Source organism: Kushneria aurantia DSM 21353 (assembly GCF_000382245.1).
In the GTDB taxonomy this organism is placed as follows: domain Bacteria; phylum Pseudomonadota; class Gammaproteobacteria; order Pseudomonadales; family Halomonadaceae; genus Kushneria; species Kushneria aurantia.
The window spans coordinates 39,375-53,721 of the sequence record NZ_KB907886.1 but is presented as its reverse complement, the minus strand read 5'-3'; the positions used below and the strand labels follow the sequence as shown (position 1 = coordinate 53,721).

General features: G+C 64.8%; 17 protein-coding genes. 11 read left to right on the top strand and 6 right to left on the bottom strand.

Annotated elements, in window-relative coordinates; translation table 11 throughout:
- A partial coding sequence (locus H146_RS0114920) for a reverse transcriptase domain-containing protein (RefSeq protein WP_019952693.1) occupies window positions 1–995 on the top strand: 995 nt, incomplete at its 5' end.
- Window positions 996–1,086: 91 nt separating this feature from the next.
- Here the strand turns inward: H146_RS0114920 and H146_RS0114915 are convergent.
- The 3 genes from H146_RS0114915 to H146_RS19535 form a co-directional block, all read right to left on the bottom strand.
- Window positions 1,087–1,722 (bottom strand): nitroreductase family protein, encoded by a 636-nt coding sequence (locus H146_RS0114915; RefSeq protein ID WP_019952692.1) that lies wholly within the window; start codon window positions 1,720–1,722, stop codon window positions 1,087–1,089.
- A gap of 191 nt (window positions 1,723–1,913) precedes the next feature.
- Window positions 1,914–2,192, bottom strand: coding sequence for a hypothetical protein (locus tag H146_RS0114910; protein WP_019952691.1), 279 nt, complete (start codon window positions 2,190–2,192; stop codon window positions 1,914–1,916).
- A gap of 58 nt (window positions 2,193–2,250) precedes the next feature.
- Entirely contained in the window at window positions 2,251–2,538 is a 288-nt protein-coding gene (locus H146_RS19535) for a type II toxin-antitoxin system Phd/YefM family antitoxin (RefSeq protein WP_019952690.1), read from the bottom strand.
- An 89-nt stretch (window positions 2,539–2,627) separates the two neighbouring features.
- On the opposite strand from H146_RS19535, the gene hglS reads away from it, so the two are divergent.
- The 3 genes from hglS (at window position 2,628) to H146_RS0114890 (ending at window position 5,883) form a co-directional block, all read left to right on the top strand.
- A complete protein-coding gene (hglS, locus tag H146_RS0114900) occupies window positions 2,628–3,989 on the top strand; it encodes a 2-oxoadipate dioxygenase/decarboxylase HglS (protein WP_033195768.1) in 1,362 nt (453 codons plus the stop codon).
- A 141-nt stretch (window positions 3,990–4,130) separates the two neighbouring features.
- Window positions 4,131–5,087 (top strand): NAD(P)-dependent oxidoreductase, encoded by a 957-nt coding sequence (locus H146_RS0114895; RefSeq protein WP_019952688.1) that lies wholly within the window; start codon window positions 4,131–4,133, stop codon window positions 5,085–5,087.
- A gap of 31 nt (window positions 5,088–5,118) precedes the next feature.
- The gene (locus H146_RS0114890; RefSeq protein ID WP_019952687.1) at window positions 5,119–5,883 is read left to right on the top strand and encodes a class II aldolase/adducin family protein; all 765 of its coding nucleotides are present in this window, start codon (window positions 5,119–5,121) and stop codon (window positions 5,881–5,883) included.
- 123 nt (window positions 5,884–6,006) lie between these two features.
- Here the strand turns inward: H146_RS0114890 and H146_RS0114885 are convergent, their stop codons facing one another.
- Entirely contained in the window at window positions 6,007–7,350 is a 1,344-nt protein-coding gene (locus H146_RS0114885) for an NAD(P)/FAD-dependent oxidoreductase (RefSeq protein WP_019952686.1), read from the bottom strand.
- A 248-nt stretch (window positions 7,351–7,598) separates the two neighbouring features.
- On the opposite strand from H146_RS0114885, the gene H146_RS0114880 reads away from it, so the two are divergent.
- From H146_RS0114880 to H146_RS0114870, 3 genes are all read left to right on the top strand, one after another.
- A complete protein-coding gene (locus H146_RS0114880; protein WP_019952685.1) occupies window positions 7,599–8,390 on the top strand; it encodes a transporter substrate-binding domain-containing protein in 792 nt (263 codons plus the stop codon).
- Window positions 8,391–8,457: 67 nt separating this feature from the next.
- Entirely contained in the window at window positions 8,458–9,177 is a 720-nt protein-coding gene (locus H146_RS0114875; RefSeq protein ID WP_019952684.1) for an ABC transporter permease, read from the top strand.
- 19 nt (window positions 9,178–9,196) lie between these two features.
- Entirely contained in the window at window positions 9,197–10,018 is an 822-nt protein-coding gene (locus tag H146_RS0114870) for an ABC transporter permease (RefSeq protein ID WP_019952683.1), read from the top strand.
- Window positions 10,019–10,022: 4 nt separating this feature from the next.
- Here H146_RS0114870 and H146_RS0114865 read toward each other — a convergent pair whose 3' ends face one another.
- The gene (locus H146_RS0114865) at window positions 10,023–10,829 is read right to left on the bottom strand and encodes an ABC transporter ATP-binding protein (RefSeq protein WP_051091030.1); all 807 of its coding nucleotides are present in this window, start codon (window positions 10,827–10,829) and stop codon (window positions 10,023–10,025) included.
- Window positions 10,830–10,899: 70 nt separating this feature from the next.
- Here H146_RS0114865 and H146_RS0114860 point away from each other — a divergent pair, with 70 nt between their 5' ends.
- From H146_RS0114860 to mmuM, 3 genes are read left to right on the top strand one after another with little or no spacing between them, the layout of a single operon-like run.
- On the top strand, window positions 10,900–11,562 hold the full coding sequence (locus tag H146_RS0114860) for a TetR family transcriptional regulator C-terminal domain-containing protein (RefSeq protein WP_019952681.1): 663 nt from the start codon (window positions 10,900–10,902) through the stop codon (window positions 11,560–11,562).
- Window positions 11,563–11,565: 3 nt separating this feature from the next.
- On the top strand, window positions 11,566–12,753 hold the full coding sequence (locus H146_RS0114855) for a pyridoxal phosphate-dependent aminotransferase (protein ID WP_019952680.1): 1,188 nt from the start codon (window positions 11,566–11,568) through the stop codon (window positions 12,751–12,753).
- Window positions 12,754–12,789: 36 nt separating this feature from the next.
- Entirely contained in the window at window positions 12,790–13,746 is a 957-nt protein-coding gene (gene mmuM / locus H146_RS0114850; protein WP_245558755.1) for a homocysteine S-methyltransferase, read from the top strand.
- Here mmuM and H146_RS0114845 read toward each other — a convergent pair.
- Entirely contained in the window at window positions 13,743–14,144 is a 402-nt protein-coding gene (locus H146_RS0114845) for a GFA family protein (RefSeq protein WP_019952678.1), read from the bottom strand. The two genes, mmuM and H146_RS0114845, sit on opposite strands and share 4 nt — an antisense overlap.
- On the opposite strand from H146_RS0114845, the gene H146_RS22355 reads away from it, so the two are divergent.
- Complete coding sequence (locus tag H146_RS22355) at window positions 14,143–14,265, top strand: hypothetical protein (protein WP_019952677.1); 123 nt, start codon at window positions 14,143–14,145, stop codon at window positions 14,263–14,265. The genes H146_RS0114845 and H146_RS22355 overlap by 2 nt on opposite strands.
- Window positions 14,266–14,347: the final 82 nt, after the last annotated feature.

Sequence of the window (14,347 nt, the reverse complement as noted above, 5' to 3'; positions counted from 1 at the left end):
TGCGCAGTATTATCGAGCCGCTCTTCGAGCCTGACTTTCACCCCTCAAGTTACGGGTACCGTCCGGGACGCAGTGGTCACCACGCCATCGGTAAGGCGACGTTGTTCATTCGCCGTTACCGGCGAGAATGGGTCGTGGATATGGACTTGTCGAAATGCTTCGACACGTTAAACCACGACCTGATTATCCGCCAGTTCCGTCAACGGATCACGGACGGCAGCGTCTTGTCGCTGTTGCGCCAGTGCCTGGAGAGCGGCGTGATGGTGGGGTACCACCTCGAAGAGACGGCACGGGGCAGCCCTCAGGGCGGCGTGATCAGTCCGCTGATCGCCAACGTCTACCTGGACGCCTTCGACCAGTTCATGAAAGCGCGGGGTCATCGAATCGTCCGCTACGCGGACGACATCCTGATCCTGTGTGGCTCACAGGCTGGAGCGGAGAATGCGTTGAGGGTAGCCCAGGGCTATCTGGAGGGTGAACTGAAGCTGACAGTGAACGCCACCAAAACCCACATCGCGCACAGCGATGAGGGGGTCAAGTTCCTGGGCGTGGTGATCCACACCAGGTACACCCGAGTCCAGGAAAAGAAGGTGGTGAAGCTCAAGCAGACAGTGAAAGCGTTGACGAAGCGCAATCGAAGTGCGGGACTGACGGAGACCGTCCGCGAGCTGAATCCTGTACTGAGAGGCTTCGCCAATTACTTCCGGGTAGCGAACTGCGCACGGGTGCTAAAACAGATGATGAGTTGGATCAGGCGACGACTTCGTTGTCTCCAGCTCAAACAGTGGAAGAAGCCGAGTCGGCTGCATCGAAGGCTTAAACAGCTGGGCTACCGCCCGCCGTTCAAGTTTATCAAGATGCAAAGCTGGCGTAACGCGGCGTCGCCGCTGGCTCATCTGGCGATACCCAACGCCTACCTGCATGACGATCTGAGGTTGCTGGACTTAACCCAGGTCAAAACGGGCATCACTGTCCCCGAGTTCGGGGTAAGTTAATGGCATGAGCCGTATACGTGGCCCGTATGTACGGTTCTGTGAGAGGGATGAGGCGGTAACGCCTCACCCTACTCGATGTTGGCTGTCCGTCTCAGCCCAGGCGATATACGAACTTCTCCATCGAGCGGCGTACCTTTTTGAATCCCGCCCCCTGGTCGCGCTCGGCGTCGCGGTAACCCAGCGCCAGCAGGGCCACGCTACGCAGCCCCTTGTCGTGCAGGCCGAGCACCTCATCCAGCGCATCGGGTTTGAAACCCTCCATCGGTGAGGCGTCCACCTGCTCCGAGGCCGCAGCGGCGATCGCCACGCCCAGCCCGATGTAGGCCTGGCGCGCTGCCCAGGCCAGGTGGGCCTGATGGTCGCCCTTGCCATCCAGCGTGCCCTTGATCATGTCGCGAAAGCCGGCCAGGTCGCTCTCCGTCATGCCGCGGGTCTCCGCCGTGTGGCGAATATGGTGATCGAGCTGCTGGTAGAAATCGCTGTCGTGAACGGCGAATACCAGCAGATCGGAGCCCTCGATCACCTGTGGCTGAGGCGCCGCGGCGTCATGGATGCGCTGGCGAAGCTCGGGGCTGCGCACATGGACCAGTGACCAGGGTTGCAGGCCGAAAGAGGAAGGTGCCAGCCGCGCCGCCTCCAGAATGCGCTCCAGCTTCTCTTCCGGAACGGCCTCGCCGTTGAGGCGTTTGGCGGCGTAGCGCCACTGCAGGGCATCGACAAGTGACATCTTGGGGATCTCTTGAATGGGAACGGGACGCGATACTTGCATCAACCAGCGTATCGAAAAGCATCGGCGGCAGCGCAGCAGCAGAGTGTGGCGCTGACGATGCCCTGACATAGTATCAAAGCTGTCACGGCAGCGCCCTGGCAGCGGGCCGAGAAGAGTGCCCGGCTCTTGTCGATGCTAAAGCCGGTGCGTCATGGCGTCTGACGAAAGCGTTCGATGCGGTCGCGCAGGGCCTGTTCGGGGCCAATCAGTTCGGTCAGTTCCCCTTCGGTCAGGTTGCTTTCGGGGTGGCGCTCGGCGATAGAAGCGTAGCTGTCGCCGTCGCGCAGCGCCTGCTCGACCAGCTGTGACAGCTCCTTGCGATCATCGAGGCCGACGTGATCGAAACTCTGCTGGCTGCGCTGGTGCTGAACCCGATACTCGCGCCGGCAGCGCGCCAGCAGTTCGGGGGTAATGAGACCGACGTCCATGATGGGCTCCTGATAGCAGGGACACCTTTATGCTGAGCGGCGCCTGCGTTTCCCGCCATCACGCTTTGGGCGTATCGACCAAAGTCGCGGGCGTCGTGACGGCATCAGGGTACTGCAACGCCCTGCGGGTGGCCTGACCGGCCCTGAACTGCGCGATCGAGCGGTTCAGATGTTCGGCATTGGCCGGTGACCGCAGCAGATGCACCGTTTCCATCAGGCTATTGTAGTAATCCAGCGACATGACAACGGTGTCCTGTGCATCACGGCGCGTGATCACGGTGGCGTCAGCGTCATCGACCACCGCATCCAGCAGGGCCTTTGCCGCTATTTTTCGCTTGTAGCCCACATCGCCTGCTGATCTGATACTGATATGTGGCAATAGAATTTTCGATGCTCGACAGGGACAGATTCCCCTCTCGATAGAAGGAGACCCCCATGACGACACGGTCCGCGATGGTATCGACAGATGACATGCGCACCCGCTTTTCGCAGGCGATGTCGGCGATGTATCAGCAGGAGGTGCCGCTCTACGGCGAGCTGCTGTCGCTGGTCGCCGAGGTCAATCGCGAGGTACTGGCGGCCAATCCGCAGCTGGCGGCCGAGCTGGCCGACGCCGGCGAACTGGAGCGGCTGTCATTGGAGCGCCACGGTGCGATCCGGGTCGGCACGCCGCGGGAGCTGGCGACGCTGGCGCGGGTGTTCGCGGTGATGGGCATGGCGCCGGTGGGGTACTACGACCTTTCTCAGGCCGGGGTGCCGGTGCACTCTACCGCCTTCCGGCCGGTCGATGAGGCGGCGCTGGCGCGCAACCCCTTTCGCGTCTTTACCTCGCTTTTACGCCTCGAGCTGATCGAGGATGACGGCCTGCGCGAGCGTGCCGCGCAGATTCTGGCGGAGCGCGAGATTTTCACCCCGCGCGCGCTCGAACTGCTTGAACAGCACGAGGCGCAGGGCGGTTTCGATGACGGGGAAGCCGACGATTTCATCGGCGAGATCGTTACGACCTTTCGCTGGCACGCCGATGCCACCGTGCCCCATGCCACCTACCGGGCGCTACACGCCGAGCATCGCCTGATCGCCGATGTGGTCTGCTTTCGCGGCCCGCATATCAATCACCTGACGCCGCGCACCCTGGATATCGACGAAGTGCAAAGGCGCATGCCGCAGCGCGGCATCACCCCCAAGGCGATCATCGAGGGGCCGCCGGCGCGCAACTGCCCGCTGCTGCTGCGCCAGACCAGCTTTCGCGCGCTGGAGGAGAACATCCGCTTCGCCGACGACGCGGCGGGCACCCACACTGCTCGCTTCGGTGAGATCGAACAGCGCGGCGTGGCACTCACCGCCGAAGGGCGGGCGCGCTACGATGACTGTCTGCGCGCCGCCAGACAGCACGACAGCGGCGACAACGACGCCTGGCAGGCGATGCTGGCGCGCGCCTTTGATGCCTTCCCCGACGACGAGACGCGCCTGCGCCGCGAAGGGCTGGCGCGCTTTCGCTATCTGTTTGCGCCGCATGCCACCCCGGAGCAGCGCCGCGCCACCACGCCCGAGACCCTGGAGGCGATGATCGAGACCGGCGTGGTGCGGCCGATGCCGATCACCTATGAGGACTTCCTGCCGGTCAGCGCCGCCGGCATCTTCCGCTCCAACCTGAGCGAGAGCCGCGAGCAGCTGCACCAGGGCGATCCGCAGCGCGATGCCTTCGAAGCGGCGCTGGGCATGCAGGTGCACGATGAGCTGGCGCTCTACGGCGAACTGGAGCAGGCCTCTCTCGAGCGCCTTTTCGCCGCCTCCTGACCCCGGCAGGGGCCGTCGGTGTACTGCCCCGTCGCGATGTGATCCACAGTGCCCTTGCGGTTGGCCTGCTGGCATTTGTCGGTCGCTTTGTTATACATTTGAATAACAAGGCGACAATTTTTGCCATCAGGGACACCGACCATGACTTCCGACAACGTCATCCGCGGCGTTTATCTCAGCGATACGCTCGATCTCGCGGCCCTCTATGACGCCCCGCTGGGCGCTATCGCCGAGGATGTGCGTGTGCTGCGCCCCGAGGAGGTCGACGACCCCCGGGAGATTCGCTTTGCCGTCTGCTGGCAGCCCGGTGAGGAGGCCTTTGCGCCCTATCCCGAACTGGCGCTGGCGATGTCGATCGGCGCGGGCGTGGACGCACTGCTGGCGCATCCCGGTCTGGACGACGGCGTCGAGATCGCACGGGTGCGTGATCCCCATCAGGCCGATCTGATGGCGGGCTTTGCCGCCCATGAAATTCTTCATCACGAACGCGCCTTCGAGACGCTGGCGCGCAGCGCCGGCAATGCACACTGGGCGCCGCTGCCGATGCGCGCCCCGGCCGGGGTGACGGTAGCCATTCTGGGCGCCGGCACCATGGGGCGGGCGATCGCCAGGGGGATGGTAGCGCTGGGTTTCGGGGTGCGGGTGGCCGCCACGCGCTGCCCGCAGCCGCCGCTGGATGGCGTGAGCTACTGCTGGGGAGAGGACGCCCTGCAGCGTGCCGCCGAGGGGGCAGATTATCTTGTCAACGTGCTGCCGCTGACCGCCGCGACCGACAATGTGCTGAATAGCGCGCTGTTTGCGCGGCTCAATCGCGGTGCCTGGTTGGTGCAGATCGGGCGCGGCGAGCATCTGGTCGAGCCTGATCTGCTGGCGGCGCTCGATGAGGGCACGCTGTCCGGTGCCACGCTCGATGTCTTTCGCCAGGAGCCACTGCCCGCCGATCACCCCTTCTGGCGCGATTCGCGGCTGCGCATTACGCCGCATATTGCCAGCGATTCGCTGCCCGAAGTCGTCGCCCGGCAGGTCGTCGAGGCGGCCAGAGCAGTCCGCGACGGCGGCTCCCATCGCCTGGGCATCAGTCGCCAGCGCGGCTATTGAACTTCTCTCTCTATCCGACAGGAGATGCCTGATGACATCGCAGCCTAACGTCCCCGGTAACATGAGCGACGCCGAGCGCCAGGCGCGTATCGAACTGGCCGCCTGCTATCGACTGGCGGCCCACTATCGCATGACCGATCTGATCTATACCCATATCACGGCCCGGGTGCCGGATCAGGCGGGGCACTTTCTGATCAACCCCTACGGCTGGCGCTGGGAGGAGATCACGGCGTCGTCGCTGGTCAAGATCGATGTCGACGGCAACCGGGTCGATGACACCGAACAGCGGGTCAATCCGGCCGGTTTTACCATTCACTCGGCGATCCACCGCGCTCGCCATGACGCCGCCTGGGTCATGCACACCCATACCCGCGCCGGCGTGGCGGTGTCCGCTTTGGAGGAGGGGCTGCTGCCGCTCAACCAGATCGCGCTGCAGTTTTACGATCGCGTCGCCTACCACGACTATGAGGGCATCGCGCTGGATCTCGACGAGCGTGAACGTATCGTGGCGAGCCTCGGCGATAAACCGGTACTGGTACTGCGCAACCATGGCCTGCTCGCCACCGGCGCCAGTGCCGCCGAGATGTTCAACAACATCTTCTATCTCGAGCGCGCCTGCGAGATCCAGGTGGCGACGCTGTCGATGGGGCGGCCGCCGCGCACGCTGGCGGATCCCGTGGCCCATCGGGTGACCGCTCAATATGCACAGACGAGCCACGACGACGGCGACCTGCAGCTGGAGTGGCAGGCACATCTGCGTACTCTGGAGGCGCTCGACCCCGGCTATCGGCAGTAGTCGGGGTCGCCCGCATCGCGACGTGAGACGACCGTCGGCCGGGCACGGTCGCATCGACGCCTCGCCGGCCACCGCCGGCGAGGCGTTATCGTGTCAGCGTTTGTCTCGCGCCCCCGACGGCCCTCACAGCGCCGGACCGGGGCGGATGACACTGCCGTCGTGAAAGCGTGAAAAGCGAAAGCGTGACAGGTCATGACCGGGCGGCTCTCCGGCCACCAGCGCGGCCAGTACGCGTCCCACGCCGGGTCCGAAGCCGAAACCGTGCGCCGACATGCCGGTGCCGATCGTCAGCCCGGGCAGCGCCGCGCAGCGGTCGATGATCGGCACGATATCCGGCATGGCATCGATCATGCCGCCCCAGGCGGCGCGCACGCGCACCGGCCCCAGGCTCGGAAAGCGCTCCGCGAAGGCGCGCGGCAGACGTTTGACCACCCGCGCGTTGGGCGACGGGTCGAGCATGCGAATGACCTCGAAGGGAGAGACGTCATCCGCGGACCAGCGTCTGGGGGTACGCCAGCCGTCGGGAAAGCCGGCCGGTGCCGCCGGTTTGAAGCGCGTGCCCAGCGGGTCGGCGCGCAGCGCGGGCAGATAGTGGCGTAGATGACGCAGCGAGTCCGGGCCGATAAAGAGTTCATGCCAACCGGCGGCGGCCAGGGTGTAGCCGCCGTCCTGGCGGCGCCGGAAGGCAACCCGGTCGTCGGTGGCGGCGCCGTCATGGATCGCCGCCAGCGGCTCGGTGGCGACCACTGTGCCGCGTACCGCCAACTGGGGAATATCGATGTCGTGATGGCGCAGCAGCAGCGAGCTCCAGGCGCCGCCGGCGACCACCACCTCCGGCGCTTCGATCCGTCCTTTTTCGGTGACGACGCCGGTCACCCGGCCGGCGCTGATATCGAGCGCGCGCACGGCGAGCTGCTCGACGATCTGCACGCCCTCCCGCGCGGCCAGTCGCGCCAGCGCTGGCACGGCCTGCCAGGGTTCGGCGCGCATATCCGAAGGGGTCTGCATGGCGCCATAACAGGATCGCGCCATATCGGGAAGCAGCCCGGCGACGGCGTCACGATCGAGCAGCCGGGTATCGAGCCCGTGATCACGGGCGTGGGGCATCCACGCCTCGAATTCCGCCATCTGTCGTTTATTGCGAGCGAGATAGGTCACCCCGCCCGGCGCCAGACCGATATCCTCACCGCTTTCCCGGGCCAGTTGCCGCCACAGGGCCAGCGCCTCGGAGGCGATCGGCAGCTCCTCCGGGTCGCGCCCCTGGCAGCGCAGCCAGCCCCAGTTGCGCGAAGACTGCTCGCCGGCGATTCGCCCCTTCTCCAGCAGTACCACCGACAGGCCGCGGCGGGCCAGAAACAGGGCGGTAGTCACGCCCACGATGCCGCCGCCGATCACCACCGCATCGGCGGCGGCCGGCGGCGGGCCGGGCCAGGCGACAGGTTGATCGGGACTGAATGGAAACACCATCGGCTTGTACTCCCTTGAAAGTCGTCATCCGGAGCCTGAATCAGCGCGAAATACGAGTGACTTCAGTCTTTGCATCTCGCCATCGTTGTTGTACTGTCGTATAACAAGCTACTTTCGTATAACCGCTGAGTGATTGCAACACCCCGGCCGACCGGTTCCCGGCGTGTCGTTTGCCCCGCTGCAAACGGCTAAAAATGAACGCTACCGGCGCGCCGGTAGCGGTTCCAACAACAAACAAGGAATTCACCATGTTCAAGACGCTGTCTCTGCTGCTGCTCGCCATGATCCCTCTGCTGGCAGGCCAGGCACTGGCTGAAGAAAATGCCGAAACCACTTACAGGGTCGGCATCTCGGCCGAGCCCTATCCCCCCTTCTACAGCCGTGACGCCTCGGGTGAGTGGCACGGCTGGGAGATCGACTTTACCCATGAGCTGTGCGCGCGCCTCGACGCCCAGTGCGAGATCGTGCCGCTGGCCTGGGAGGGAATTATCCCGGCGCTCAATATCGGCAAGATCGATATGATCATCGGCTCGATGTCGGCGACCCCGGCGCGGGCCAAACAGATCGCCTTTTCCGACAAGTATTACGACACCCCGACCGGACTGGTGGCGCTCGATTCCACCGACATCGAACCGACGCCGGAGGGCGTCTCGGGCGCCATCATCGGCGTCCAGTCCGGTTCCATCCAGCAGGATTACGCCTACGTCCACTTCGGCGGCACGGCAGGCGCCATCAGGGTGTATCAGACGCTGGACGAGGAATTGCAGGATCTCGTCGCCGGTCGCCTCGACGGCGTGCTGGGCGATACCCTGGCGATGCAGCCGTTCATCCATTCCGACGAGGGCCAGCGCTGCTGTGAGTACCGCGGTAACGTGGCGGCCGATCCTGCCATTCTCGGTGCGGGTGTGGCCGTCGGCCTGCGCCAATCGGATACCGACCTGCTTGCCCGGGTCAACGAGGCGATTGCCGCTATCCGCAGCGATGGCACCTACCAGAAGATTTCAGAGCGCTACTTCGATATCGACATCTACGGCGAGTGAGCTGTCACCTCGAGCCGCCCGTTACGGGCGGCTGTTCATCACTGCCGCCACGGGATGAGCCGTTATCATGACGACCGTTTTCGACTTCTCGCTTCTCGCCTATAACCCGCCCGGCTGGGGCCGGGTACTGCTGGTCGGCTTCATGCGCTCACTGCAGCTGGCGGCGGGGGGCTACTGCCTGGGCATCGTGATCGGTGTGCTCGGCGCCATCGGCAAGCTCTACGGCGGTCGCCTGGTGCGTGATCTGATGGAGATCTACACCCTGGTGATTCGCGCCGTACCCGAGCTGGTGCTGATGCTGCTGTTCTATTACGTCGGCACCGATCTGGCCCGGCAGGGGGCACAGGCGCTGGGCTATCAGGGGTTCGATATCGACGGCCTGGCCGCCGGTATTCTGGTGATCGGGCTGGTGCAGGGCGGTTATGCCACCGAAGTGCTGCGCGGCGCGATCCAGGCGATTCCGCGTGGTCAGATCGAAGCCGCGCAGGCGTTCGGCATGTCGCCCCGCCAGGTGCATCGGCGGGTGACGCTGCCGGCCATGGTGCCGCATGCGCTGCCCGGCATGGCCAATCTGTGGATGATTGCCACCAAGGATACCGCCCTGCTGGCGGTGATCGGTTTTAGTGAGCTGACCCAGGTGACGCGCCAGGCGGCCGGCGCGACCCAGGCCTATCTGCTGTTTTTCCTCAGTGCCGGGGCGCTCTATCTGAGCCTGACGCTGGTGTCCAATTTCATTTTGCGACGCGTGGAGCGGCGTGCCCGGCGCGGCCTCGTGGCGGCGCGATAAAGGAGAGCCCGTGGCTGACATGCAGACGCGCGCGACGCTGGTTGCGCCCTTTTACCGGCACACGACACGTCTGCTGGCGGCGCTCTGCCAGCCCCACCGGCTGGTGTTGGCGGCACTGTTCGTCGCCGGCGTCATCGCCGCCGTGGTGGGGATGAACTGGCGCTGGCTGCCGCGCTATCTGCCGCTGCTCATCCAGGGCCTCGAGATGACGCTGATCATGCTGGTGGCCAGCGTGGTCGTCGGGTTTCTGTTTGCCCTGCCGCTGGCGCTTGCCCAGGCAGGCGGCGCGGCGCTGCTGCGCTGGCCGGCCCATGCATTCTGCACGCTGGTGCGCGGGACGCCACTGCTTTTGCAGATGTGGCTGCTCTACTACGGTCTCGGTGCCGTTTTCGCGCAGTATCCCGAGATCCGCCAGTCGTGGCTGTGGGACTATCTGCGCCAGGCCTGGCCCTACGGCTTCGTCGCTCTGACCATCTCCTTCGCCGCCTACCAGGGCGAGATCATGCGCGGCGCGCTGGCCGGGGTGCCGCGCGGTGAACTGGAGGCCGCGGCTTCCTTTGGCATGTCCTCGCGGCAGATCTTTCGTCGTGTCTGGTTCCCGCGGGCACTGCATCGCGCACTGCCGGCGTTGTCCGGCGAAATCATTTTGCAGCTGAAATCCACCCCGCTGGTGGCCACGATTTCGGTGATGGATCTTTACGCCGTGATCACCCGGGTACGTCAGGCGACCTTTTTGACCTATGAGCCGCTGCTGTTGATGGTGGCGGTCTATCTCTGCCTGAGTGGGATTCTCATCGTTGCGCTGCGCTGGTTGGAGCGTCGCGTGCCGACGGGAAGCTGAAGGCTCACGACAGCCGTCCCAGAAACTGTTGCAGGTGAGGCGACTGCGGGGTTTCGAAAAGTTGCTGCGGTGGCCCCTGCTCTTCGATGACGCCGTCGCGCAGAAAGACGACATGGGTGGCCACATCGCGCGCAAAGGCCATTTCATGGGTGACCAGCAGCATGGTGCGCTGCTCGCCGGCCAGGTCGCGAATCACCGCCAGCACCTCGCCGACCAGCTCGGGGTCGAGCGCCGAGGTGGGCTCATCGAACAGCATCGCCATCGGCTCCACTGCCAGCACGCGGGCGATCGCCGCACGCTGCTGCTGACCGCCGGAAAGAAAGCCGGGCCAGCTGTCCTTTTTATCCGCCAGTCCGACGCGCTCCAGAAGGGTCGTGGCGCGCTCGATGGCGTCACCTCTTTTGACACCATGCACGATCATCGGTGCCTCGATCACGTTCTCCAGCACCGTGCGGTGGGGCCATAGATTGAAGTTCTGAAACACCATGCCGACCCGTGAACGAATGCGCGCCACCTGGCGGGCATCGGCCGGTTTCATGATACCGCTGTGCCCGTGCTTCATGCGGTAGGGTTCGCCCTCGATAGCGATCTCGCCGGCGGAGGGGACCTCCAGCAGATTGATACAGCGCAGCAGGGTCGATTTACCCGATCCCGAGCCGCCGATAATGGCAATGACATCGCCGCGTCGGGCAGTCAGGTTGATGCCCCTGAGCACGTCGTGATCGTCGAAACGTTTGTGCAGGTCGATGATCTCGACCACGGTTTCTCGTCCCAATGTGTCTCTCCCGTTCACTTGTATTGATTGTGTCATCACTCGGGCCTTCCCAATGACCATTGCTTGTATTTATTATACGACGGTATAACAGTGAGAGAATAGTCGCGTGGAACGCAAGAATTTTCAGCGCTGGTCACAGGATGAGCGTCGCCAGAGTCTGCTCGAGGCAACGCTTGCCTGCGTTGCCGAACAGGGGCTCGAAGGCGCCACCGCACGCCAGATCGCGCAGCGGGCCGATGTCACCGCGGGCCTGATTCGCCACTATTTCGGCAGCAAGGAGAAGATGGTGCAGGCCGCCTATGAGCTGCTCATCGGTGAACTGACCCATGCGGCGAAATGCGCTGCCGAGGCCGACGGCGGTGAGCCACAGGCGCAGCTGGCACGCTTCGTGGTGGCCAACGTGACGCCCCCCAACCTGTCGGCCGGCAAGGTATCGCTGTGGGCCACTTTTATCGGTCGGGTGCGTACCGACCCCGGCTATGCCGCTGTTCATCGCGACAGCTATCGCGAGTTTCTGGTCGCCCTGGAGGCACTGATCCATCCCGTGCTGGTGGCCCATGACCGCAAGGCGACGCCCGCCTGTTGCAGCCGTTATGCCATTGCTCTCAACGCCCTGATCGACGGGCTGTGGCTCGAAGGCTCACTCGATCACGGCCTCTACGATGTCGGCACGCTGCCGACGATCGCGCTGGCCGCCGCCGAAGGGATACTCGGGCTCCCTGCCGATTCGCTCGCAGGCGCGATCAGTACCACCGACAACAGGAGTTGAACCATGCGCTATGCGTCGATCACCGAACGTCTTGGCCACCTTGGCGGAGATAAATGGCAACTGCACAATCGCGCCCGCGAGCGCGTCGCCGCCGGCGACGAGATCATCGAGCTGACCATTGGCGAACCCGATATCGCCACCAGCCCCGAGCTGGTTGAGCACTGCGTTACCGCGCTGCGCAAGGGCCGCACGCGCTACTCCAACGGGCGCGGCGAAACGAACCTGGTGAGTGCGCTGGTGGACGCCTATGCGCCACGCCTGCCCGGCATCGGCGCCGACAATGTGCTCTGCTTTCCCGGCACCCAGACCGCGCTGTTTGCCACCATGCTGGCGCTGGTCGAAGAGGGGGACGGCGTACTCACCGGTGACCCCTGTTACGCCACCTATGAGGGCGTGGCGAGTGCGGCCGGCGCGCACCTGCAGCTGGTGCCGCTGCATATGGCGCATGACTTCATCATGCAGCCGGACGATCTGCGCGCGGCGCTGACATCGCGCAGCCGCGTGCTGCTGCTCAATACCCCGCACAATCCCACCGGGGCGGTGCTGGATCGTGCCACCCTCGAAGCGCTGGGGCAGATCTGCATCGAACATGATCTGTGGATCGTCTGCGACGAAGTCTACGAGGCGCTGATTTTCGAGGGAGAGTTCGTCTCGCCGCTGGAGATCGACGCCCTGCGCGAGCGTACCGTGGTGGTCTCCTCGATCTCCAAGAGCCACGCTGCCACCGGCTTTCGCAGCGGCTGGTCGATCGGCCCGGCGGCGTTTTCACGCCGCCTGCTGCCGATCTCCGAGACCATGCTGTTCGGCAACCAGCCGTTTATCGCCGATATGACCGAAGCAGCACTGCGTGAGCCGTTCGATACCGCCGAACGGCTGCGTGAGTCGCTGGGACGCCGGGCGCAACTGGTGTATGACGCCGTGGGCGAGATCGCCGAGCTCTCTGCCAGCCTGCCCCGCGGCGGCATGTTTCTGATGGTGGATGTGTCGAAAACCGGCATGGACGGTGACACCTTCGCCCGTCGTCTGCTGGAAGAATACGATGTCGCGGTCATGCCCGGGGCGGCTTTCGGGCCGAGCGCTTCACAGCTGGTGCGGATGGCGCTGAGCGTCCCCGACGACGTGCTGCTGGAGGCGGTCGCGAGAATGGCGGCGCTGAGCCGCGCGCCCGCCGTAGAGGCCACTCGCGGCTGAGCGACGTCGTGCCCTGAAAGGTTCTGGAGCGTATCCGTGTCTCGAATATCCGAACGTTTTCATTCCGTCGACAGGCTGCTCGGGCGTCGTCCGTTCATGCTGCTCGACGGGGCCCTGGCGACCGAGCTGGAACGGCTGGGCTGCGACCTGAACGATGCGCTGTGGTCGGCACGCATGCTGCGAGACGCACCGGAAAAGATCCATAGGGTGCATCGCAGCTACTTCGAGGCCGGCGCGGACTGTACGATTACAGCCAGCTATCAGGCGACACGTCAGGGCTTTATGCGGCTGGGCCTGTCGGCCGAGCGGGCCGATGAGCTGATCCGCCGCTCGGTGCAGCTGGCCTGCGAGGCGCGCGATGCGTTCGTGGCCGAGCACGGCTGCGAGATCGCGCCGCTGGTCGCGGCCTCGGTGGGGCCCTATGGCGCCTTTCTGGCTGACGGCAGCGAATACCGCGGCGACTACGACATCGGCCGCGCTGCGCTGGCCGATTTTCACCGTCCGCGACTCCGGCTGCTGCTGGAAGCCGAGCCTGACCTTCTGGCGGTGGAAACCCTGCCGTCGCTGGAGGAAGCCCTGGCCATCGCCGGCCTGCTGGAAGAGATGCCCGCCGCCAGCGCCTGGATCACCTTTTCGGCGCGCGACGCGCACTGCATCAGCGATGGCACGCCGATCGCCGAATGTGCCGCTGCGCTGGAGGGCCGGCCGGGCATTGCCGCGATCGGTATCAACTGCACTGCGCCTGAATACGTCGAGGGGTTGGTGACCACCCTGAGGGCTCATACCGACCTGCCCATCGTGGCCTATCCCAATGCGGGTGGGCACTATGATGCCGCGTCCCGCAGCTGGTGCTGCGACATGGCCGGGCCGCAGGCCTTTGTCGCCGATGCCGAGCGCTGGCTGGCGGCCGGCGCCAGCGTGATCGGAGGCTGTTGCCGTACCGGCCCCGAGCATGTTCGCGCGCTCGCCGAGCTTCGCCGTCGCGCCGGCTAGCCCGCCCCACGGCAGAGGCCGGCGCCGGCGTTGGGCTCGATATCGGCCTCCAGCATGAAGGGGTCGATGCCGTCCAGACAGCCGATATTGAAGCTGTAGTGCTCCGGATCGCAGGCGGTGTGGTGGTGGGTATGGATGCCGCAGTGGGCGCAGAAGTAGTGCTCCTCCGCACCGTTGTTGAAGCGATAGCGCTTGAGCGCGTCGTCGTCGCGAATGACCCTGAGCCCGACCAGCGGCACACTGCCTGTCAGCGTCCCCTTGCGACGGCAGATCGAGCAGTTGCAGTGGCCGGGGCGCACGATCCCGCGCGGCAGATCCAGCTCGAGCCAGACCCGCCCGCAGTGGCAGCTGGCGCGGTGGGTGGTCTGAATGGCAACACCGCCGATCTCCCTGATCATGACAATCCCTCTTCACTTCTGTGCCGGTGGCAGTACGGTCAGCGGGGTGGCTTACGCCATGGTGACCTTCAACACCAGTATGCAGCAGATGGCTGTCGATGAGATTACGACCTTGGCGTGATGTCGGCCTGCCGGGTTTTTTTATTTTTCCCTATTTAATCAGTTAGTTAAAGTTTTCGATAATCATGTTGTTATCGAGGCCG